The 21,873-nt window shown below is 43.6% G+C and carries 17 protein-coding genes; 13 read left to right on the top strand and 4 right to left on the bottom strand.

Going from position 1 to position 21,873, the window contains the following annotated elements:
* Window position 1: 1 nt before the first annotated feature.
* Both SIO70_RS01925 and SIO70_RS01920 read left to right on the top strand, forming a co-directional pair.
* Window positions 2–2,056 (top strand): beta-galactosidase, encoded by a 2,055-nt coding sequence (locus SIO70_RS01925; RefSeq protein WP_320578956.1) that lies wholly within the window; start codon window positions 2–4, stop codon window positions 2,054–2,056.
* 11 nt (window positions 2,057–2,067) lie between these two features.
* On the top strand, window positions 2,068–4,434 hold the full coding sequence (locus tag SIO70_RS01920; protein ID WP_320578954.1) for a glycoside hydrolase family 3 N-terminal domain-containing protein: 2,367 nt from the start codon (window positions 2,068–2,070) through the stop codon (window positions 4,432–4,434).
* A gap of 62 nt (window positions 4,435–4,496) precedes the next feature.
* Here SIO70_RS01920 and SIO70_RS01915 read toward each other — a convergent pair whose 3' ends face one another.
* Both SIO70_RS01915 and SIO70_RS01910 read right to left on the bottom strand, forming a co-directional pair.
* Window positions 4,497–5,456, bottom strand: a complete 960-nt coding sequence (locus tag SIO70_RS01915) for a PDDEXK nuclease domain-containing protein (protein WP_414017948.1) — start codon at window positions 5,454–5,456, stop codon at window positions 4,497–4,499.
* 20 nt (window positions 5,457–5,476) lie between these two features.
* Entirely contained in the window at window positions 5,477–5,638 is a 162-nt protein-coding gene (locus SIO70_RS01910) for a DUF1016 N-terminal domain-containing protein (protein WP_320578952.1), read from the bottom strand.
* Between the two features lie 206 nt (window positions 5,639–5,844).
* Here SIO70_RS01910 and SIO70_RS01905 point away from each other — a divergent pair, with 206 nt between their 5' ends.
* Window positions 5,845–6,093: a hypothetical protein gene (locus SIO70_RS01905; protein WP_320578950.1), complete on the top strand. Its 249-nt coding sequence runs from the start codon at window positions 5,845–5,847 to the stop codon at window positions 6,091–6,093.
* On the opposite strand, the gene SIO70_RS01900 is transcribed toward SIO70_RS01905, so the two are convergent.
* The gene (locus SIO70_RS01900; RefSeq protein WP_320578948.1) at window positions 6,079–8,901 is read right to left on the bottom strand and encodes a DUF4135 domain-containing protein; all 2,823 of its coding nucleotides are present in this window, start codon (window positions 8,899–8,901) and stop codon (window positions 6,079–6,081) included. The genes SIO70_RS01905 and SIO70_RS01900 overlap by 15 nt on opposite strands.
* A gap of 149 nt (window positions 8,902–9,050) precedes the next feature.
* Complete coding sequence (locus SIO70_RS01895; RefSeq protein WP_320578946.1) at window positions 9,051–9,407, bottom strand: hypothetical protein; 357 nt, start codon at window positions 9,405–9,407, stop codon at window positions 9,051–9,053.
* A gap of 489 nt (window positions 9,408–9,896) precedes the next feature.
* Here SIO70_RS01895 and SIO70_RS01890 point away from each other — a divergent pair, with 489 nt between their 5' ends.
* The 10 genes from SIO70_RS01890 to SIO70_RS01845 all read left to right on the top strand — a co-directional run bounded on the left by SIO70_RS01890 (window position 9,897) and on the right by SIO70_RS01845 (window position 21,785).
* Window positions 9,897–10,610 (top strand): hypothetical protein, encoded by a 714-nt coding sequence (locus tag SIO70_RS01890; RefSeq protein WP_320578944.1) that lies wholly within the window; start codon window positions 9,897–9,899, stop codon window positions 10,608–10,610.
* A 62-nt stretch (window positions 10,611–10,672) separates the two neighbouring features.
* Window positions 10,673–11,320 (top strand): hypothetical protein, encoded by a 648-nt coding sequence (locus tag SIO70_RS01885; protein WP_320578942.1) that lies wholly within the window; start codon window positions 10,673–10,675, stop codon window positions 11,318–11,320.
* A 2-nt stretch (window positions 11,321–11,322) separates the two neighbouring features.
* Window positions 11,323–12,096, top strand: a complete 774-nt coding sequence (locus tag SIO70_RS01880; RefSeq protein WP_320578940.1) for a sensor histidine kinase — start codon at window positions 11,323–11,325, stop codon at window positions 12,094–12,096.
* Window positions 12,097–12,305: 209 nt separating this feature from the next.
* Complete coding sequence (locus SIO70_RS01875; protein WP_320578939.1) at window positions 12,306–12,977, top strand: response regulator transcription factor; 672 nt, start codon at window positions 12,306–12,308, stop codon at window positions 12,975–12,977.
* Window positions 12,978–13,026: 49 nt separating this feature from the next.
* On the top strand, window positions 13,027–14,475 hold the full coding sequence (locus SIO70_RS01870) for an MBG domain-containing protein (RefSeq protein ID WP_320578937.1): 1,449 nt from the start codon (window positions 13,027–13,029) through the stop codon (window positions 14,473–14,475).
* A gap of 141 nt (window positions 14,476–14,616) precedes the next feature.
* Window positions 14,617–15,165 (top strand): sigma-70 family RNA polymerase sigma factor, encoded by a 549-nt coding sequence (locus SIO70_RS01865; protein ID WP_320578935.1) that lies wholly within the window; start codon window positions 14,617–14,619, stop codon window positions 15,163–15,165.
* A 51-nt stretch (window positions 15,166–15,216) separates the two neighbouring features.
* On the top strand, window positions 15,217–16,218 hold the full coding sequence (locus SIO70_RS01860; RefSeq protein WP_320578933.1) for a FecR family protein: 1,002 nt from the start codon (window positions 15,217–15,219) through the stop codon (window positions 16,216–16,218).
* Between the two features lie 27 nt (window positions 16,219–16,245).
* Window positions 16,246–19,242, top strand: a complete 2,997-nt coding sequence (locus SIO70_RS01855) for a SusC/RagA family TonB-linked outer membrane protein (RefSeq protein ID WP_320578931.1) — start codon at window positions 16,246–16,248, stop codon at window positions 19,240–19,242.
* 14 nt (window positions 19,243–19,256) lie between these two features.
* Window positions 19,257–20,765: a RagB/SusD family nutrient uptake outer membrane protein gene (locus SIO70_RS01850; RefSeq protein WP_320578929.1), complete on the top strand. Its 1,509-nt coding sequence runs from the start codon at window positions 19,257–19,259 to the stop codon at window positions 20,763–20,765.
* 51 nt (window positions 20,766–20,816) lie between these two features.
* Window positions 20,817–21,785: a tartrate-resistant acid phosphatase type 5 family protein gene (locus SIO70_RS01845; protein WP_320578927.1), complete on the top strand. Its 969-nt coding sequence runs from the start codon at window positions 20,817–20,819 to the stop codon at window positions 21,783–21,785.
* The last annotated feature ends 88 nt before the right edge of the window (window positions 21,786–21,873 follow it).

Here is a 21,873-nt window from a genome sequence, read left to right as displayed (position 1 = left end):
TATGAAAAAACTATTGTTAACTGCATGTTGCATTTCCGCGCTCACTTCTTTTGCACAGGTGAAAGAGCAATTGCTCTACGGCGTTGCGTATTATGATGAATATATGCCTTATGACCGCCTGGATAAGGATATTGCCATGATGAAAGCCGCACATATCAACGTGGTGCGTATAGCAGAATCGACTTGGGCCACTGAAGAACCGTCTGATAGTGTATACAACTTCACACATATCGACAGGGTACTCGATGCTATGCACAAAGCCGGTATCAGCGTGATTATGGGTACACCTACCTATGCTGTACCAGCATGGCTGGCAAAGAAGTATCCTGATGTACTGGCCACGACTCCTTATGGCCAGAATCAATTCGGTCCAAGGCAGAATATGGATATTACCAATCCACATTACCGGTATTATGCTGAACGCATTATCAGGAAGATCATGGAACATGTGAAGGATCATCCTGCCATCATCGGGTACCAGGTGGATAATGAAACAAAAGCATACAATACCGCAGGACCTAATGTGCAAAAGGCTTTTGTGGAGTATCTGCAAAAGAAGTTCATCACTTTGGATAGTGTGAACAATGCATTTGGATTGAACTATTGGAGTAACCGCATCAGCTCTTGGGATGATTTTCCTTCTGTGAACGGTTCTGTGAATGCCAGTGTGAAAGCGGAGTTTGCGAAATTTCAACGACAATTGGTTACAGAATTTCTGGCATGGCAGGCAAAGATCGTGAGAGAGTACAAACGTCCGGATCAGTTTATCACACAGAACTTTGACCTGAGCTGGAAAGGTTATTCTTATGGTATCCAGGACGAGGTAGACCACTTTGCCGCAGCTAAAGCACTTGACATTGCAGGCATTGATATATATCATCCCAGTCAGAACCAGTTGACCGGCGCTGAAATTTCTTTAGGGGGCGATCTGGCCCGGTCTATGAAAGGTGGCCAGAATTATCTCGTGATTGAAACAGAAGCACAGGGTTTTGCGAACTGGACACCTTATCCCGGTCAGTTAAGATTACAGGCTTTCAGTCATCTGGCCAGTGGGGCAGATATGGTGAGTTACTGGCACTGGGCTTCTATTCATAATAGTGCAGAAACTTACTGGAAAGGGTTGCTGAGTCACGACTTTGCACCTAATCCTACTTATAATGAAGCCATCACGATCGGGGCAGATTTTGATAGACTCAGTAAAGATCTGCTACATCTCAGCAAAAAGAATGAAGTAGCCATGTTTTTTAGCAATGAAGCCAATACTGCCTTTAATGCCTTCAGTTTTGGTTGGGGTGTCCCCGAAAAATACAATGATATCATGCGGCCATTTTATGATGCACTCTATCGTATGAATATTGGTGTTGATTTCATCGATCCTTCCAGCAATCATCTTGACCAGTATAAAATGATTGTGGTGCCAGCTTTGTACGCAGCCTCTGATAGCCTGTTGCAGCGACTCAATAAGTATGTTGAGAATGGCGGGCATATCGTTTATACTTTCAAAAGCGGTTTCTCTAATGAGAATGTACAGGTACGTTATACACCACAACCGGGTGGCATCAATGCGGTAACTGGTATTTACTACAGCCAGTTCGTAGTGCCTGAACATGTGGGGTTGAAAGGTGATCCATTTGGTGCAAAGAACAATGAGATCAAATACTGGATGGAGTTAGTGACACCTACTACTGCCAAAGTACTCGCGTATTACGACCATGCACAGTGGGGGCAATATGCCGCTGTTACACGTAACAAATATGGTAAAGGTACTGCGACTTATATCGCATTTATGCCGGGAAATGCACTCTGTGAAAAGATCATGGAGAATTGTGCACAAGATGCCGGAATTACACATCAATTACACTTCCCACTGGTTACAAAAACAGGGAAAAACACAGCCGGCCGCACCATCCATTATTTGTTTAACTACTCAGACACACCTCAAACATTGACTTATCCTTTTGAAACAGGCAAAGAACTGTTGTCAGGAAAAATGGTGAATCAAAAAAGCACCCTGACCTTAGCGCCATGGGATGTGAAAATTATTGAGAATAATTAAATCAGTGATATATGAAAAGAATCTTACTGACTGGTGCCATGGCTTTTCTTGCAATTAGCTGGAAACCAGCCCCACCGATCATTACAATTGACGGGTATACCTTCAGGGATTTAAATGGCAATGGAAAGCTGGATAGGTATGAAGATGATCGGTTGTCGATCAATGACAGGGTAGATGATCTGATCAGCAAAATGACGGATGACGAAAAAGCTAGTATGTTAATTGGCACGGGTATGCCGGGATTCAATGGCCTCACCCCTGTAGCAGGTGCTATTGAAGGAAAGGTGCCTGGTGCTGCTGGTGGTACATATGCCATTCCAAGACTGGGTATTCCAGAGGTTATTGTAGCCGATGGCCCTGCTGGTCTGCGTATCAAGCCTGTCAGAGAGAATACAAAAGCGACTTTTTATTGTACCGCATTTCCGGTAGGTACTGCACTGGCCTCTACCTGGAATACGCCTTTATTAGAAGAAGTAGGCAAAGCGATGGGACAGGAAGTGAAGGAATATGGTGTAGATGCGTTACTGGCACCTGCCTTGAACATCATGCGTAACCCGCTGTGCGGACGGAATTTTGAATATTATTCTGAGGATCCTTTGATTGCAGGTAAGATGGCGGCAGCTATTGTAAATGGGGTGCAATCCAATGGTGTGGGTACTTCTATTAAACACTATGCAGCAAACAACCAGGAGACAAATCGCCTTTCTATCAATGAGCACATCAATGAAAGAACCATGCGCGAAATCTACCTGAGAGGTTTTGAAATCGCTGTGAAGGAATCTCAACCATGGACAGTGATGTCTTCTTACAACCTGATCAACGGTACTTATACCTCTGCGAGAAAAGATCTGTTGACCGACATTCTACGCGAAGAATGGGGCTTTAAAGGGCTTGTGATGACTGACTGGTTTGGTGGCTATGAGGGTTTTAGCGCAATCAAAGCTGGCACCAGCAATGTGGTACAACAGCTCACTGCAGGCAATGACTTGCTGATGCCGGGGTTGCCGGCACAAAAACAAGCGATACTCGATGGTATGAATAATGGGAGTCTTACGAAAGAAGTAGTAGATACCGACCTGAGAAGGATCCTCACTTTTGTACTCCGTTCCCCTGCTATGGCGAAATATGCCTACAGCAATAAACCAGATCTGAAAGCCCACGCTGCCATCGCCCGTCAGGCCGCAGCAGAAGGTATGATCCTGTTAAAGAACGATGAACAATTACTGCCTTATACCAATAAAACAAAAGAAATTGCGGCATTTGGGGTTACTTCTTACAACTTCATAGCAGGTGGTACCGGTAGCGGTGATGTGAATGAAGCATACACTGTATCACTGATAGAAGGTCTGAGTAACGCAGGTTATAAAGTAGACCAGGAGCTAAAGAAACGCTATGTTCCTTTTGTAAAAAATGCGAACTACCAGGATTCTCTCCGCAAGGTGAAAGATGGTTTGCTGGCACTGCCACAACGTATAAAGGAGATGAATGTGGATAAAGTCCTCATCGATAAGAAAGCAGCTTCCGATGCATTGGCTATCATCACTATTGGCCGTAACTCCGGCGAAGGGGGCGACAGAAAAGTGGATGAAGACTTTAACCTGGCTGCAGATGAAGTAGCGCTGATCGATAATGTGACCGCTGCCTTCCATGCAAAGGGAAAGAAAGTAGTGGTGATCCTGAACATTGGCGGGGTGATTGAAACTGCGAGCTGGAAAGATAAGCCAGATGCCATTTTACTAAGCTGGCAACCGGGTCAGGAAGGTGGTAACTCTGTGACAGACATCTTCAGTGGACAGGTAAACCCTAGTGGCCGACTGACCATGACATTCCCTGTGAAGTATGATGAGACGCCTTCTGCAAAGAACTGGCTCGGTACCCCTGCTGGCAATCCCACTGACGTGACTTACGAAGAAGGGATCTATGTGGGTTACCGTTATTTTAATACTAAGAATATCAAGATGTCTTATCCATTTGGCTATGGAGGCTCTTATACGACTTTCGCTTATAGCGATCTGAAAGTGGATAAAGATAAACTGACCGCCACCGTGACAGTGAAGAACACTGGCAAGGTAGCAGGCAAGGAAGTGGTGCAGCTCTACCTGTCCGCACCTCATAACAGTATTGACAAACCCAGCGAAGAACTGAAGGCCTTTGCCAAAACGAAAGCCCTGAAACCCGGTGAAAGTGAAGTCGTGACATTACAATTACAGGCAAGAGACCTGGCTTCCTTTATAGAAGCACAGCAAGCCTGGGTTGCGGAATCAGGAAAATATATAGTAAAGGTAGGTAGCTCTTCACAGGACATTCACCAGCAAGCCGATTTCACGCTGGATGACGCGCTGACAGTAGAAAAGGTCCACAAAGCATTTGAAAAATAAGTGGATAAGCCATCAGAATTTTCCAAATAGTGCAGCAACCTGCTGCACTATTTGGGTGTGTGTTAGTTTAATTCGTTTTCTAAGTCTGAGATGTCTGGTAATTGAGATTTGAGTTCTTCCGGGATGGCTTTGGCGAGTTGGTATTCGGCTACGCCGATGGGATGGCCGATGCCTTTTAAAGCATATTCAGCCATGACTTCGTTTTTGCCTTTGCAGAGGAGCATGCCGATGGTGTCGCTGTCGCCTGTGCCTTTCAGTTTGTCATTGACAACGTTGATATAGAAATTGAGTTTGCCGGTGTCTTCGGGTTGGAAGTCGCGGGCTTTTAATTCTACGACTACGTAGGCATGAAGGCGAATGTGGTAGAGGAGTAAGTCGATGTAGAAATCTTGTCCGCCGATTTCAATGTGCACTTGTTTGCCGATGAATGCGAAGCCTTTGCCTAATTCGAGCAGGAATTTGGTGATGTGATCAGTGAGCTGTTGTTCTATGTTTCTTTCGTCTGCTTTTTCTTTTGCCTGTACAAAGTCGAAGATGTAGGGATCTTTCATGATGTAGGTGGCAAAGTCGGTGTTGGGCTCGGGAAGGGTTTTTGAGAAGTTGGTGATCTTTTTGGTGGTTACTTGTCTTTCAAAAAGATTGGTGTCAATTTGAGAGGCGAGGATGTTGCGGCTGTTGCCGTGTTCTATGGTGTTGAGCATGTACCAGAAGCGTTTACCGGGATCAGTAACTTTATCCAGTAAAACCATTTGATGTGACCATGTTACTCTCGCTACAACCGCCTTAAGAAAGACCGATTCCGTAAATTGCGCAGCAGGTTGCTGCGTAATTGTAATTGATTGTTTTTCAATTAATATTAATTTATTATTCCAATCGTAAGAAGAGGTTTTTTCTACACTTAATTCTTCCTCCAACTGATTGAAAGTTTGCAGCATTGTTATTGGATATGCCTCAGCAAATTGCTTCATATACAAAAGGTTTCTGGAAGAAAACCCTTTGACCGATGGAAACGCTTTTTTCAAGTCAGCTGCAAGGAGAGAAATTATTTTAGCCCCCAACCTTGTTCATGTTGGTGCATAAGAATGTAATTCCCCATTTCCCAATAAAGGAACAGCATGTGCTTATTTGCTGCAATAACTGTCTTTAATTGGGCTTGTTGGACTTTTTTCTTGATCTCATTTAATACTGTAACGTATTCGTTCATAAAACAAACAATTTTAGTTGGTCTTTAATTACTTACTTATTGCAGAGATCGGAGGTTGATAACAACTATTTTTCTATTACATTCTGCCCTGAAACCCTTACTATTATTGTGATAGACAGGAATTCAGAAAGGGGTTGAGTATCATGTTATTGAAATAAAATCAGCAGAAGAATCGAAACAAAAAATGAATCAATTAGTAATCAGTTATGTTTAAAACTGGTGACTTCATCCACTATGTAAATCCGACAGAAGAAAATAAACCACGCTTAAAAGCGGAGTATGAAAGCATACCCGATCATGAAAAAAGACATGTAGAAGGTATGGATGATAAAGATCATCATATACGTTCGATCCTTTATAAAAAAGCTGATTACGCGATTCAAATCAAAGCATATCTGGATGCGCAGCCAAATATCATTTATAGCAAAACCAGATCACCCCTATCCAAACCATAACATTGACTGTACCTTGTCAGGATGCGCAGCCCGCATCATGGCAAAAGCCAACCCTGCACTACCTGTAAATAATGCAGGCATTAAATTGGAATAATGACTATCAGGTGTATGTGAAGTGATCAGGCGATTCGCCTGGGATATATGTGATTGCAATTTTTCGGAAGGATAATATTCATTGATCTTCAATAAAGTATCTAATGCCCCGGCTGTACCACAACATAAGCCAGGTGCCGATTCATGCAGGATGTCGGTATGTGAGGCACACAATGCATGTTGGGAATAGTCATCGATAAATGGCGTACCTATTGCCTGTGATACCGCCAGCCTGGAAAGTAACCCACCACTCCGGCCGTTACACCATGTCCAGGTTGTTTTCTGCTCTTCCTGCAACCCTGCTACACGAGCATCTATCCACCCACTTTCCGTGACATCCCAGAATGAATTATCGTATTCCATAGCGCCCAGCAGTACACTTTTTGCTTTTGCATCCCCAGATAATTCATACCATCTAGCCATTGCCATAGCCATTCCGGAGGTGCCGTGACTGATGTTGGGAAGAGAGAGTCCATCTAATACTTTCCAACAGGTACCTCTTTCATGAGAGACAGATCGGGTGATGAGTGTTTGCGCAGTTTCTTCTATGATTGTTTCCAGCAAAGAATCTGGCTGTCTTTTGTACAAGGCGATCATAGCTAATAAAAAACCGGCACGACCGTGTAGTATTTCATCCAGCTCTTCTTTTGCAAATATCTCTTTGTAGTGTTTGATGGCAATTGATTTTGCCAGTTGTATATTTTCAGGTGTATTGGTCGCTTCTGCAATCCTGATCATGCCATAGATAACCCCGCCAAGGCCTCTTGCCAGACCACCTCCCCTGTTTACACTGATTGGATTTGAAAGCGGACGAATCGCTTGTAGCGCAAGCTCCATCCATGATGTGTTGTTAGCCAGTTTACCTGCTTCTGCGATTGCCACTGCTGTGCCTAGTACACCATCATACAGCGCTTCCTGGTCAGAATGCACCATGGTACAGCCATAACCTGGTGCATATGCTGTATAAGCCCAGGATGGAATACCATTTTTCCATATCGTCGCATTTACGATCGACTCAATAATGCCAAATGCAGGTTGCCCTTTTAGTGACTGTTCTGATATCTTTTCCTTGATAGTAACGACCTGTAGTTCCAGTTCTTTTTCATTGATGCGCTCAAAACGTTGCTTTGCCATTTCAATGGGAGAAAAGAGCAAATTGGTATCATAAGCACTTGTACCACCTGCAAGGACATCGAAGCGGGGGATGTCTCCATTTAAAATACCCGCAGTTTCATGTAATTCAATGTTATCAATCGCATCGAGTCTTAATTGTCCCAGGATCCTTAAATCGTCGATGATCTTTTGCCTGCGCAGCTCGTAGGATCTCAATAATTGTATACTGATGCTGCGGATAAATACTACGCCATATTGTACAGTGGGGCGCAATAACAACCGTAAATTCAGGTGACGCAACTGGTCCAGCATCTTATCTTTGTATAGGATCTCCTGTCTGTGTTTTAAAAGAAACTGATGCGCAGTACGGAACCCTTTCTCTATTTCGGGTAAATATTCTTTGGGTAATTGTGGTGCTCCATTCAATGAAGGTAAGTTGGGAATGGTCGCTGCCGTAAACCATTTCTCCAATAATTGTACATTGTCCGATCCCCTTCCGCAAAATACAAATTCCTTCATCGGCTCACTACCAAAGGCGTGCAAGGCACCTGCTATAAACTCTACATGCTTATTCCCATCTTTATCCAACTGACTCAAAATAGTATGTGGCAACATCCCAATATCCAACACCGATTCACTCGATTCTATATTTTCCAGCGATATATTGCGATCCAGTTGTAATCGTTTCTCTCCTGTTGCAGAGTTGGCTAGCAGGCACCTGAATAATGGCTCAGCATCTATTACTACAGGACTATCGCCTTGTACAATGATATTCTCATGGTGCAGATCATATGTACCAAAAGCATGTGCTACCGCCAGTATGGCGCCGTATTTTTCATAACAGTCCGCTACCTGTTTCGGATCATGACAGGTGGTAGGTGCTACAAATTCCATAAACCCATAGCCAGCGAAATTTAATACGCCGGGTAAAAAGAAATCATAATGAAGCCCCTTCTCCATCAGGTAATCCAATATGTAATTCCATCCATATTCACCATCCAGTGAACGGGGCTTATACACCATCTTTACCTCTCCGAATTCCAGTATCGCTGCTGTTCTTCCCTGATCATGCGGATCAGAAATTCCGAAACTGATGGCTGTTAATTTATGCAAAGCAGGGATGCCATTTTTACCATGCAATTGTATCCTGTCGAAGAGTTCTTCAATAACTGTCAGCCAGTTTTGTTGTGCGAGTGTAAGCAGGCGGGTTAACTCCGGATAGTTTTCATTGCCGGAAAATAAGTTTTGTTCACTTTCCCATATTATATATTCATCCAGTTTTTCTCTGGATGCATCGGGTTCACAATCTCCAGGAGCTGTGTTTTTCGGTCTCCAGAACGGATATACAGACAGGAAGAAACTGGAATAGCGTTGAATAAGCAGGTTGTTTGTCAACCGGGCAATTATCTTACCATACCAATCTGTCAGATCTTGCAAAACACGGGGCTGGATATTAATTCCTTTTGACTGTAGCCGTACTTGTAATAAGGCACCTGCCTGCTGGCAGAAGGGATCAGTTAATTCAGGTATAACGGGTTCACTATTGATACGGGATGCCAGGCTGATATCGTACACCGCCTTTTGTTCAAGAACAGCACTCATAGTTGTGGTTTTCGGATAAGTGGGAAAGTAGATATTGTCTTAAAAATAACTTTACCGGGTTTGAATGGGGAACCTGATGGAGAAAAATTTCAATGAAGAAATTTTCAGATCCATCAGGTTACTCCTAAAGATAACTTCTTGTAATAGTGTTATGCACAAGTCAGTGATGCCAGCGAGCCTGCACAGATAGGGGTAGTAGCAGTACAGGTCGTACACCAGGTAGTGCCGCTACTGCTTGCTGCTGCTGATTTCAGAGATGCGTCTGACAGATCATTACCCCGGAAAGGAGGAATGCTGATGTTGTAAGAGCTTGGAGTATCCTGTACTACATTGATCTTTACATCAGATGGTACGTCAATGCCATGTGATTTTAATACACCAGCAGGATCTGCAATAAATTTTTTTCTGAAGTCTTCGTCAATTCCGCATTCTATGCGAATTGTGTCAAGGGCGGATAGTGGAGCTGTCTTGCTCCATTTGCTAGCTTTTAGGTTTGCTGTGCTCATGTTGAGGGTGTTTTTTAAAATTTGAATACAACAAAAGAACAGGCAGTGAATGCAGATTGTTTGAAAAGACATATTTGTGTGGGAAGGTGGCCCCATTTTTATGTGAGAAATCGTTAGTTCCCCGGAATTGATTAACAATAAGTATCGGCTAAATGACCATATCGGTTATTTAGCCGCTGTATTTTAAACACCCCCGTATTTCTACCTACATTTCCCCTCCTAACTACCTGATTTATTTTTCAGGTACTCTCCCGCTTGCCTACCCCTTTCCCATACCCTACTTTTACATCGTCAGCACAGGCTTTTTGTCCATTGAGACCAAAAATGACACCTTTTCCCTTCCTAAACCATGAAAACAGGGCGGTGAATACTCCCGATTCATCGCCCTCTTAAAATGGGTCGTGAGAAAAAATGCCTGCGGTGCCACTGCATTCTGTAAAGATTAAATTCGGTTATCCCGAAATTTTTTTCACCCATAAGCTATATAATATGTCTCATGAATTAGCACAGACCTTGCCCATTCCGCTAATTAGCAAGGACGATTATGAAAGAATTACCTCACAATGGATTACCCAACTCAATCAGGATGATGGTAACTCTAAACTTGACAAATTTTTTTTCAAAGACGGATCTAAACTCACTGCCGTTCGTTTTGACCTGGACACTATTCTTTACCTGGTATCGTCAGAAGGGACTACTACTATCAAAGCCCGGTTTTGCATCCAGGATGGAGATGATGACGAAAGATTGTTTAATGTGGTTTTGTATGGTGTAGATGCAAATGGTATTACTACTTCTGCCTATTTTCTCGGTACTCCATATTCGCCGGACCTGGAAACTCCCGGGCTTCCTCAGTGTCAGATCCCTTCCAGTCTTGGAAATATCTGGATACAGAATTGGGTAGACAATGATGTCTTTGTTGCAAAAGAACGATTCAAAACTATTTACGGTTATCTGCAGGGGTATAACTTTGAATTGAGTGACTTTATCGACTCGGCCTTTAGCGCCGATTATGTCGGATTGTCCGTAACTCTTGCCCTGCATGAGTTATTCAGGCCGTATGAGACTGATCCTTATGCGCCTACTTTTACTTTCAATCTTGTATTACAGGGACTTATTAAAGAGGATGGAGATGGCACATCTGAAAAGGTGGCCGATGCAGATGGGTTGTACGATATCTCAGCTCCAAGTCCTCCCTATTGACCCATACCCTACTTTTTATTCATTGCCTCTCCTGGCCCGGGAGAGGCTTTAAAATATTTACTATGTCTCTTACTATCGATCGGATCATTATGTACGCTGTAATGATCCCTGAGACCATCGCAGTAGTGGTGGGAGGGCTTCGTCTTAAAAAACTGCAACCACCCCTGCGCTACCTGTGGATCCTTGTATTATTCGGCTTTCTGACAGATCTCCTGTCAAGAATTTTCATTTTACTAAAATTGGGGAATTTGTTTTTAATTGTCCTCTATATACCCGTAGAATTTGGCCTGCTGGCAGCTATGTACCGATATGAGCTGAGTGACAGCAGGACTGCGAAGATGATCCCTTTCCTCACCGCTGGTTTTGCCGGCTATGCCTTCTTTGAAATCATCACGGGCAAACTGCAGGGGTTCAATAGGGAAGAACGCTTTGTGGAAGGGTTTCTCCTTCTTTTTTTTGTGTTACAATATCTTTACCGCGTACTGAAAAAATTGAATATCTTTCACCTGGAATATGCACCTATGTTCTGGCTGTCGGCAGGGTTGATCATTTACTTTCCCTGCGATATCATTGTGTTTACTTTTAGTGAGTATATCTTCTCCTCATATTCTACGACGTTTAATTTGCAGTTATGGGATATCCACGCCATATTAACAATGATACTCTACATTTTTTATACGCTAACACTAACGATCCCCCGGAGGAACTAGAGATGAAGTACATGTTATTTGGCGGCATTATGGTGATCCTGTTTCTGGCCATTTCGGTGATTATATTTTTCATTGTTTACCAGAAACGGTTACTGGCACAGCAAATCAGACTGCAATCAGTGCAGCAGGAATACCAGCGTGAATTATTATCTTCCAGTATTGCCGCACAGGAAAAGGAAAGAGTACGCATCGGGCATGACCTGCATGATGAAATAGGTTCTTCACTGTCTACTGCCAAATTGCTCGTCAACCAGTTACACCATACCGACCCGGATAAAGCGCAGATCGTGACCAGTGTCAAAGAGATATTGAGCCATACGATACAAAATCTAAAAAATATATCACTCAATCTATATCCTTCTGTATTGACGAAGTTCGGTTTGGTAGAAGCGTTGCAATATCTGGTGTCTGTATTGTCACAGGCTTCCCCGCTGAATTTTTCTTTAGCTGCAGATGAGATCAAAGGCCTTGAACTACCGCAGGAACTGGCGCTTTACCGTATTGTACAGGAACTGGTAAACAATGCGATCAAACATTCCGGCGCCAGTGAGGTGAATATTCTATTGACACAAACAGAAAAATGTATAGCGCTAAGTGTGCGTGACAATGGCTGCGGGTTTGATACGCAGGAATCAGGAAAAGGAGGTATCGGTCTTAAAAGTATAGAGGCGCGCAAAGAGATGCTGAAAGCCGATATGGAAATACAATCAGTACCGGGAAAAGGTACCTGCATCATTATCAGATTACCAATTGTGAAAGCAATGCAATCATTATAAGATATTATTATTACTGTAAAATATTGCCTGTGATGCCCATAGTGAATCCCATGCAATCATTATAAATTTTGTAGTGCTGCTATCGTTGTAAATATTACCATTACTGTAAAATATTGCCTGTGATGCCCATAGTGAATCCCATGCAATCATTATAAGTTTTGTAGTGCTGCTATCGTTGTAAATATTGCCATTACTGTAAAATATTGCCTATGATGCCTATCCGACTTGCTATTGTGGATGATCATAAACTCTTTCGCCAGGGAATTATTAACCTGCTGAAGACCTATCCTCATTTTGATATGATCATCGAAGCTGAGAGTTGTCAGCAACTGCTGGAAGCGCTGGTTATACAACAACCCGATATTATCCTGATGGATATTGAAATGCCGGATATTGATGGCATGGAAGGATGTAAGCAGATCCTGGCGCTGTATCCGCAGATGAAAATTATCGCGCTGTCCATGCATACCGCCGATAATTTCATATTTCATATGATGAAATTAGGTGCGCGCAGTTACCTGCATAAAGACATCGATCAGGATAGTCTGCGGGAAGCCATCGAAGAAGTGCATGCAAAGGGATTCTATTTTAATGAAAAGATTGCGGAAGCCATGTTACGAGGGGTTCAATCCCGCTCTCTTCAAAAGCCTTATTTAAATGGAAATACCCTCACGCCAAGAGAAAAGGAAATTTTAACATTTATTTGCAAGGGAATGACGAATAGCGAAATCGCCGCAAAATTATTTATCAGTATCCGTACGGTAGAGGGGCACAGACAACACTTACTGGATAAAACAGGTACGACTAACTCTGTGAGTTTGGCCGTGTTCGCCATCAAGTCGGGGTTATTGAGTGCTGATGAAGTGGGTGGGCATTTTTGATAAATGAGTCGGAGTGCTATCTTTGTCTCAAAGTATAGCAATCTCTAATATGAATCGATTACTTATTGCATTGTGTTTCATTTGTTTAAATGGTTATGGCCAGAAAAAATACGGGGATCCGGATTTTGCGCTGAATATTCCTGATACCGTACTGGCGACATCTTCGGATACCAGTGTGGCAAGGGTGTTCCTGGAAGATCACAAATGGATGGTGCAGATTATGAAAGCAGGGGTGGTGGATATTACTACCGACAGCACGGTTGAAAAAATCACGATTGATAAGGCGCCATTGACCATTACGGCACAAAGTTTTACAAAATGTTATGGTATGCCAGATCCTACCTTTACTGTAACCTATAAAGGATGGGTGTATGATGAGTCAGATAGTGTATTGAGTAGTCATCCTACTGTGAGGGCAGATGCCACGAATGTATTGATACCCTCAGGAGCGAGTGCAGACAACTATGATATTACTTACGTGAATGGAATGCTGACGGTGAATAAATTACCCGTAGCGTCAATATCCGCTGATAAGGGAACGGTTATTTGTGGCCTGAAGACATTGCCTTTAAGCGCAGCCGGCAAGTATGCATATACATGGATGAGAAATGACTCTATTGTTGGTAAAGGCAGCTCTTTGGAGGTGTCGGCTCCCGGTGATTATAAGGCAATTGCCGTGGATGTAAACGGATGTTCCAATACTTCGAATGTGATTGCTATGACACAGGTTTTAGCACCTGTTGTCGATTTTACTTTTGCCAGTGGCTGTACGGGTACTTCTGTTTATTTTACTAACAAAACAAAGGCCACAGGCGCGGTAGATTATAGCTGGCATAGTGGCGACGGGCAGAGTAGTGAGAATACCAGTGCGGGCTTTACCTATGCAAAGGTAGGTACGTACACCGTTGTTTTGACGGCTACGCCACCCAGCTGTCCATCTTTGGGTGGCACCAGTATTCATGATGTAACAATTACAGCACCCATGGCAGCAAAGTCATTGCCAACGGTGAAAGCGGAACCGGGTAAGCCCGTGCAGCTGAATGCAAGAAAGATGGAAGGTGTGGCATATGAATGGTCGCCTGATAATGGATTGACGGATACCAAAGTGAGTGATCCGAAAGTAACTTTGAAAGCACCGGAGACTTATTTTATTAAGATGATACAGAAGAATGGATGTGTAACTACCGATACATTGAGGGTGAGTGTGGCCAATCCCAAAGCGTTTATGGTACAGGAAGAGTTTTCACCAAATGGAGATAAACAGAATGACCTGTTGCAGGTGTATGCAAGAACCATCAAGACGATCACTTCTTTTGATATCTTAGATAGTATGGGCAACCAGGTGTATCAGAAACCTAAGAAAGGTGAAGTAGCCTGGGACGGGACGAATATGATGGGAAAGAAAGTGCCGGAAGGGATTTATATCTGGATGGCAGTGGGAAATGATTATTATGGAAAGGTGGTAAGAGAACAGGGAACTGTAAAACTGACAAGATAAATACCCAGGAGTGCCCGCCAGCAAGCGGGCATTCTTCATAAATGGAGATGGTTAACCCCCGGAATTTGATAATATTACCTTAATATACCCGCGCTACTTCTTTTTATATTTTTGCTTTTTCAACAACTCCTTTCCATAACTATGTGCCAACGTTATACCGTAGCAGACATTAAGGAGGGTAATCAAAAAGCCTTCTCGTCTGTTTATGAAGAGTATAAGGATAAGCTGTATTTCCTCCTGCTGGGCAGGACAAAATCAGCGTACCTGGCACAGGAAGTCGTACAGAAGACCTTTGTAAAGGTCTGGACCCACCGCGATACCCTCAATCCTGTTATTAATATAGATGTACAAATTTTCCGCATTGCCCGCTCTCTCATGATCGATGAGTTGCGTAAACTAGCTGTAGAGAAAAAACGCATGGGCGTAGTAGCAACTACTGAATCAGACGATAGCGTCAATAACCAGTATCAGGCACGCGAAACCCGCATTGCCATTGAAAAAATCCTCAGTGCCATGCCGGAACAGGGCCAACTGGTGTTCCGACTGAGCAGAGAAGAAGGAAAGACCTATAATGAAATAGCACAACAACTGTCTATTTCCCCAAAAACGGTTGAATACCATATCTCCAGGATACTGAGTGTGCTGCGCAAAGCCCTCCTCCTCTTCCTCCTAATGTTAACAAATTATTAAGCGCCAGGGTATTCCCAATTTACAAACGAATAGTAGTTAGAAACAGTTCAAATGAAGATCACCAGCGAACAGGTTGCACGTTTTATTACCAACAATTGTAGTCCGGAAGAAGCGGAAATGCTCGCTGCGTGGTTTGCTGAACACCCGGATGACCTGATCAGTACACCAGAATGGGAGGAATTCGTTATACAGCAACGCATACCTGAAGAAACAGATGCGGCTATGTGGCAATACATTGCCCAACACACAAAGCGTACACCGAAGGTTTATTACTTCCGCAGAATAGCTGCTGCAGCTGCTATGATTGGAATAATAGGCGGAAGTGTACTCTTGTGGAAACCACAGCATCAACGGCACTTACAGGCCACGCTGGTAGACACAACTACCGTGAGGTATACCCTGATCAGTAACGACAAAAAGCATGACCAGACTTACCAGCTGGAAGATGGTACTACAGTCGTACTCTCTTCAGGTAGTAAATTGAAACATGTTTTGCACTTCGATCGTCAGCAACGTTATCTTCAATTAGAAGGTAAAGCCTTCTTTGATGTAGCGAAAGACAAAGACAGACCATTTACTGTAGAAGCGGGCGGATTGACCACGACTGCATTGGGAACATCCTTCCGTATCACTGCTTTAAAAGGCGAAGTACACGTACAACTGATCACTGGTAAGGTAGTGGTGAAAAAGGCCAGCACCACTTTCAAACCAGTATACCTGAATCCCGGCCAACAACTGGTATTTAACACGCAGCAGGAGAAAGCTGTTGTATCTGACAACAAACTTCCTTCGCTGAAAACCGCACCTGCAACGGTTGCCGCTAATGAGACTAAAGGACAGGTGTTTCACCAGGAACCACTGAAAAATGTGTTCCTTACTTTACAAAGTTATTATCATACCAGTATCACCTTCGACGAGCAACAGTTGAAGAATATGAAGTTCTCCGGTACTTATGCCGATACTGACAGTGTAGCAGATCTGCTCTCTGTCATTACACTGGTGAATGGATTAAAACTCGAAAAAACAGCTACAGGGTACAACATCACCCGATAACAGGATCATACATAAATACAGAATAACATGACATTTAGAGGAAAAAGACCGTTTCCGCGACACGCGGTGCTGCTCTTATTTGCCGTATTGCTGCATTTAAAAGTTTTTGCCCAAACGGGAGATATCAAAGGTTTGATCAGAACGGAAAAGGGAGAACCCCTGCCCGGTGCTACTGTCATCCTGACCCGTAATGCTTCTTCATTTTCTAAGGTAACACGCACAGATTCTATCGGATTATTCCGCTTTTCAAAAGTACCTGCCGATACGGGGTATGTAATCAAAGCAAGTTACATTGGTTATACCACACACGTAAGCGAGCGCTATAGCGTAAAAGCCAATGATCAGTTATCCCTTGCATTTAAAATGCAGGAAAACAATGGTCAGCTCAGCGACGTTGTCGTAATTGGGTACGGTAGCCGAAGCCGTAGTGAAATGGTAGGGGCTGTAACCACTGTGAAGAAAGAAGATTTCAATGTAGGTGTATATAGCGATCCGGTACAGATGCTGCAAGGTAAGGTAGCGGGTCTGAATATTTCAAGAAGTGGTAACCCGAATGAAAATGCAGCTGTGATACTCCGTGGTCCTTCTTCTTTCAGATCTGGCACGGATGCCTACGAACCTTTTTATGTGATCGATGGTGTACCGGGTGCATCTATCTATAGTGTAGCACCTGGTGATATTGAAAGTATGGAAGTGCTGAAAGACGCAGTGTCTACTTCTATCTATGGTTCCCGTGCGGCAAATGGTGTGATCATCATTACTACCCGCAAGGTGCGTTCCGGACAATCACACCTCTCCTATAGTACGTATGGTGCGGTAGAGAGAATTTCGAATACCATTAAAATGGCTTCTGCTTCCCAGCTGCGTTCTTACCTGGCTGCGAATAATGTGACCATTGATGCAATCAACGATGATGGCGTAAGTAATACTGACTGGCAGAAGGAGGTAACCCGTACCGGTTTTTCTCACAACCATAACCTGGCTTTCAGTGGTAGCAATCAACAATCTTCTTATGGTGTGAGTGTGAACTACCTGAACAATGAAGGTATCATCAAAGGATCTGCTATGGATCGACTGGTGATCCGTACCAATGTACAGCATCGTGCTTTTAAGGATCGGCTGAAGCTGGATATGAATGTGACCAACAGTATCACTAATGGTAAGCAGATCCCTTCTCAGGTGCTGAGCAACATGCTTACTTATATGCCTACTGTACCTGTGAAGAATGCAGATGGTAGCTATTATGAAGACAGAACACGTACTACCGGTACCAGTGGTTATTATAACCCGGTAGCGCTGATCAATGATAATACCATTCACAGCAAGTCAAACATCCTGTTGATAAATGGTATTGCAACTGTGAATATCCTGAAGGGACTGGATTTTACCACCTCTGTTTCTTACCAGAAACAGCGCAATGATACAGATCTGTATTATAACAGTTCTTCTATGCTGGCACAGGATTATACAGGGTATGCACAGCGTACGAATGTGTCCAATACCAAGAAAGTACTGGAATCATTCGCTACTTATGAAAGAAGATTCGGTAAGCACGGCATTAAATTGCTGGGTGGTTATAGCTGGCAGGAAGATCGCAATGGCGATGGCTACCAGGTGAGTGGTTATAACTTTGTATCTGACGATCTGAAGTGGAATAACCTGGGGCAGGGTAACGGTACGACTGTCAACTATGGGGATATCTATGTGTCTACCCTGCGACTGATCTCTTTTTATGGCAGGGCCTTTTATGATTATGATGGTCGCTTCCTGTTCCAGGGATCTCTGCGTCGTGATGGTTCTTCTGCATTTGGTACGAATAATCGCTGGGGCTATTTCCCTTCTGCATCCGTGGGTTGGAATATCCACAATGAACGTTTTATGAAAGATGTGAATTTTGTGAATGTATTGAAGGTACGTGCTGGTTATGGTGTGGTGGGGAATTCTACCGGCTTCAATGCTTACACTTCCCGTTTGATCTATGGTAGCGGTTCTTCTTACTTCTATTATAATGGCGAATGGATCAATTCCCTGACACCTATACAAAATGATAATCCTGATCTGAAATGGGAGCGTACCGCTACGATGAACGTAGGTGTGGATTTCGTATTGTTCGGCAATAAACTGAGTGGTAGTGTGGATGTGTATGACAAGCGTACGACTGATCTGATTGGCGATTACACGGTATCTACTACACAATATCCTTATAGCACAATGACCGCGAATGTGGGTGCCATGAGCAATAAGGGTATTGAACTGGCACTGAGCACGACACCTGTAAAGACAGGTAAGTTCAGCTGGACATCATCCGTCACCCTCGCACACAATGTGAATAAAATCACTTCTATCTCCAACGACCTGTTTAGTGCATCGCAGTTTTACACAGCTGCATTCAGTGCACGTGGACAATCAGGTATCAGTGGTTACCAGATCATTAAAGAAGGAAAGCCATTGGGTTCTTTCTATACCCTGCAATATGCGGGTAAAGATGCAGATGGTAGGTCTACTTTCGTAGCCGCTGATGGTACGGTGTCTACAGATAGTACTGCATTTACGAATTTCCGTGTCACCGGTTCTGCACAACCTAAGTTAATCTATGGCTGGAACAATACTTTCCGTTATGGCCAGTTCGACCTCAACATCTTTGTACGCGGGGTGTATGGCAACCAGATTCTGAATGCTACCCGTGCTGATATGAATGCACCTATTTATGCCAATACCACCAATGTACCCGTAAGTACATTATCAGAATCTATCAAGGACGATAAGGATCATTTCATTTCCAGCCGTTATGTAGAGAGTGGTTCTTACCTGCGACTGGACAATGCTACACTGGGGTATTCATTTGCTACAAAAAAGAACTATCAGTTGCGTGTGTATGCTTCGGGCAATAACCTGTTCATCATTACAAAATACAAAGGGATAGATCCTGAAATCAACGTGTCTGGCCAGACACCGGGCATTGACAACCGTAGTTACTATCCTAAAACCCGTACGTTCCTGCTGGGATTGAATGTTACATTTTAAAATTACACTGAAGAATGAAAGCATTATTATATATCGCTATTTCCGCTACGCTGATGATGGCTGCAGCAGGATGTACCAACCTGGATGTGCCTGTTGAATCACAACTGACCACTATTCCAAATACACAGGAAGGCTATGTGGCGGCGACTGGTTCTGTATACCAAAAGATGTCAAGTCAGTCTTTTGCGGTTGACTTCTGGAGAGTGATTGAATTGTCTACCGATGAGGCGATGATTCCAAACAGGAATGGTAGCTATTATGACAATGGCAGTTACATCAAGTTGCACAAACATACCTGGACGTCTTCTGACCTGGATGCCCCATGGAACTGGGGATACAGTGGTATCTCTGAATGTAACCGGGTATTGAACCTGTTGTCAAAAGCAGATTCCAGTGCACTGCGTACACAGTTTACGGCAGAGATCCGTACGATGCGTGCTTTGTTTTACTTCTATATGATGGACTTGTATGGCAATGTACCGATCACCACTTATGGTAGTACAGAGAGCCCTACCCAGTCTACCCGTGCAGAAGTGTTTGACTATATCGAAAGTGAATTGCTGGCGGCAGTGCCGGGATTGGGTGCGCCTGCTACTGTGACACTGGAATATTACGGACGACCTACTTTGTGGATGGCGTATGCATTGTTGCAGAAGCTGTACCTGAATGCGGAATATTATACAGGTACGGCAAGGTACGATGATGCGGTTACTTATGGGAATAAGATCATGAGTGAATCAGGATTGTCATTGGAAAAGAGTTATATGGACCTGTTTAGCCCGGATAATACAGCTAACAATGAAACTATCTTTGTAGCGGTATTTGACGCCAATAAAGCACAGGGTAACTATTTTACCCGTTATACACTGCATGGTACATTGAAGGCGAAATACGGGCTTAATTTCAGTCCTAGTAATGCCATGTGTACTTCACCTGAGTTCTTTGACCTGTTTAGTTTAACAGGTGATGCAAGAGATACGACCTGGTTATCGGGTTTACAATATGATTTTGCAGGCAATGCAGTGAAGAATGGTAGTTATCAGCTGAACCTGACCCGTGAAATTACATTGACAGATGCGGCGACTATGAATGTGGGTGCGGAGGTGAATGGTGTTTCCTGTGGTGCAAGGTCTATCAAGTTTTATCCTGATCCGAATGCAGTGAGCCGTTATCAGAACAATGACATTCCTGTACTGCGGCTGGCGGATGTGTACCTGATGCAGGCGGAAGCGCTGTTGCGCGGTGGTGGTAGTACCACTACAGCCGTGGAGTTGTTTAATAAAGTGCGTGCAAGGGTGAGTGCACCTACGGTGACTTCGATCACCCTGCAGGATATTTTGGATGAGAGAGGTCGTGAGCTGGCATGGGAAGGTTGGAGAAGGAATGACCTGATCCGTTATGGTAAGTGGGAAGATGCGTGGGGCTTTAAGATCGGTGGTGAGGGTACTTTTAGAAGATTGTTCCCCATTCCTGCTACAGAGATGGTGTTGAATGCAAATTTAGTGCAGAACACAGGGTATTGATATATGAATGCCGGCCATCACATGGCCGGCATTTTTTTTAAATGTGATTGAATGAAAAGAAGAACCTTTTTTAAACAAACAGCTTTTAGTGTATTAAGTACTTCGGTGCTTTCGTCTTTAAGTACCTACGCAAACATAGAAGTTCCGGCAGCATCTTACCCTTTACAATTCCTCGCCATTGGCGACTGGGGCCGCAATGGCGCCGATCATCAGTTACACGTAGCCCGTCAGATGGGCAAGTGGGCTACCGAACACCCCAATCAATTTATTATCTCCACCGGCGATAACTTTTATCCCTCTGGTGTAATTAGTGAGCACGATCCCTTGTTTCACTATTCCTTTGAAAACGTCTATACAGATTTCTCCCTTCAGTGGGATTGGTATCCTATCCTGGGCAATCATGATTATAAATCTGATCCTGATGCCCAGGTACGATATACCAACATCAGCCGCCGGTGGAAGATGCCGGCACGTTATTATTCCAAAGAGTTTGCTGTAGGCAAGGATGGTAAGGTATTAATGCTCTTTATTGATACGAATCCTCTGTTGCCCGAATTTTATGATAACCCTGAATATGGCCCGCATGTAAAAGGACAACATCCCGAAAAACAACTGGAATGGATCAACCAGACCCTGGCTGCTGCTGACAAAGATGTACGCTGGAAGATCGTGGTAGGTCATCATCCTATGTATACTGCAGGACCACGGACTACAAATTATGATACATTGGGAATTCGTAAGACATTGGAAGAGGTTTTAGAAAAGCATAAAGTGAACATATACCTCTCCGGTCACGATCACTCCCTCCAGCACCTGAAGAGTAGCGGTGTCACCCATCATTTCATTTCCGGAGCCGGTTCTGAAGTCACTCCTGTCAGGGATGGATTGCCTTACAGCCGCTTTCAGGCGGCAGATTATGGGTTTATGTACTTCTCCGTCGCAATAGATAAACTGAATGTAAAGGTGATCAATCACGAAGGGAAGCTCCTCTATGAGACCTTAATTTTCCCGGTTGCGTAAACTATATTCCCATTTTTAGAAGCAATTTCTTCCCGCATGGCATAATTTTGCCCAATTATGGGGAGATATGGAACACGACTACCATTGG

It is taken from the genome of Chitinophaga sancti (assembly GCF_034087045.1).
GTDB lineage: Bacteria > Bacteroidota > Bacteroidia > Chitinophagales > Chitinophagaceae > Chitinophaga > Chitinophaga sancti_B.
This window is presented reverse-complemented; position numbering and strand designations above follow the sequence as displayed.

What these genes read in the sequence shown, in the direction of transcription:
- SIO70_RS01895 (WP_320578946.1), bottom strand. Translation starts at nt 9,407, where the DNA reads ATGAGCACAGCAAACCTAAAAGCTAGCAAATGGAGCAAGACAGCTCCA.
- SIO70_RS01885 (WP_320578942.1), top strand. Translation starts at nt 10,673, where the DNA reads ATGTCTCTTACTATCGATCGGATCATTATGTACGCTGTAATGATCCCT.
- SIO70_RS01905 (WP_320578950.1), top strand. Translation starts at nt 5,845, where the DNA reads ATGTTTAAAACTGGTGACTTCATCCACTATGTAAATCCGACAGAAGAA.
- SIO70_RS01910 (WP_320578952.1), bottom strand. Translation starts at nt 5,638, where the DNA reads ATGAACGAATACGTTACAGTATTAAATGAGATCAAGAAAAAAGTCCAA.
- SIO70_RS01920 (WP_320578954.1), top strand. Translation starts at nt 2,068, where the DNA reads ATGAAAAGAATCTTACTGACTGGTGCCATGGCTTTTCTTGCAATTAGC.
- SIO70_RS01855 (WP_320578931.1), top strand. Translation starts at nt 16,246, where the DNA reads ATGACATTTAGAGGAAAAAGACCGTTTCCGCGACACGCGGTGCTGCTC.
- SIO70_RS01925 (WP_320578956.1), top strand. Translation starts at nt 2, where the DNA reads ATGAAAAAACTATTGTTAACTGCATGTTGCATTTCCGCGCTCACTTCT.
- SIO70_RS01890 (WP_320578944.1), top strand. Translation starts at nt 9,897, where the DNA reads ATGTCTCATGAATTAGCACAGACCTTGCCCATTCCGCTAATTAGCAAG.
- SIO70_RS01860 (WP_320578933.1), top strand. Translation starts at nt 15,217, where the DNA reads ATGAAGATCACCAGCGAACAGGTTGCACGTTTTATTACCAACAATTGT.
- SIO70_RS01900 (WP_320578948.1), bottom strand. Translation starts at nt 8,901, where the DNA reads ATGAGTGCTGTTCTTGAACAAAAGGCGGTGTACGATATCAGCCTGGCA.
- SIO70_RS01870 (WP_320578937.1), top strand. Translation starts at nt 13,027, where the DNA reads ATGAATCGATTACTTATTGCATTGTGTTTCATTTGTTTAAATGGTTAT.
- SIO70_RS01845 (WP_320578927.1), top strand. Translation starts at nt 20,817, where the DNA reads ATGAAAAGAAGAACCTTTTTTAAACAAACAGCTTTTAGTGTATTAAGT.
- SIO70_RS01865 (WP_320578935.1), top strand. Translation starts at nt 14,617, where the DNA reads ATGTGCCAACGTTATACCGTAGCAGACATTAAGGAGGGTAATCAAAAA.
- SIO70_RS01850 (WP_320578929.1), top strand. Translation starts at nt 19,257, where the DNA reads ATGAAAGCATTATTATATATCGCTATTTCCGCTACGCTGATGATGGCT.
- SIO70_RS01880 (WP_320578940.1), top strand. Translation starts at nt 11,323, where the DNA reads ATGAAGTACATGTTATTTGGCGGCATTATGGTGATCCTGTTTCTGGCC.
- SIO70_RS01875 (WP_320578939.1), top strand. Translation starts at nt 12,306, where the DNA reads ATGATGCCTATCCGACTTGCTATTGTGGATGATCATAAACTCTTTCGC.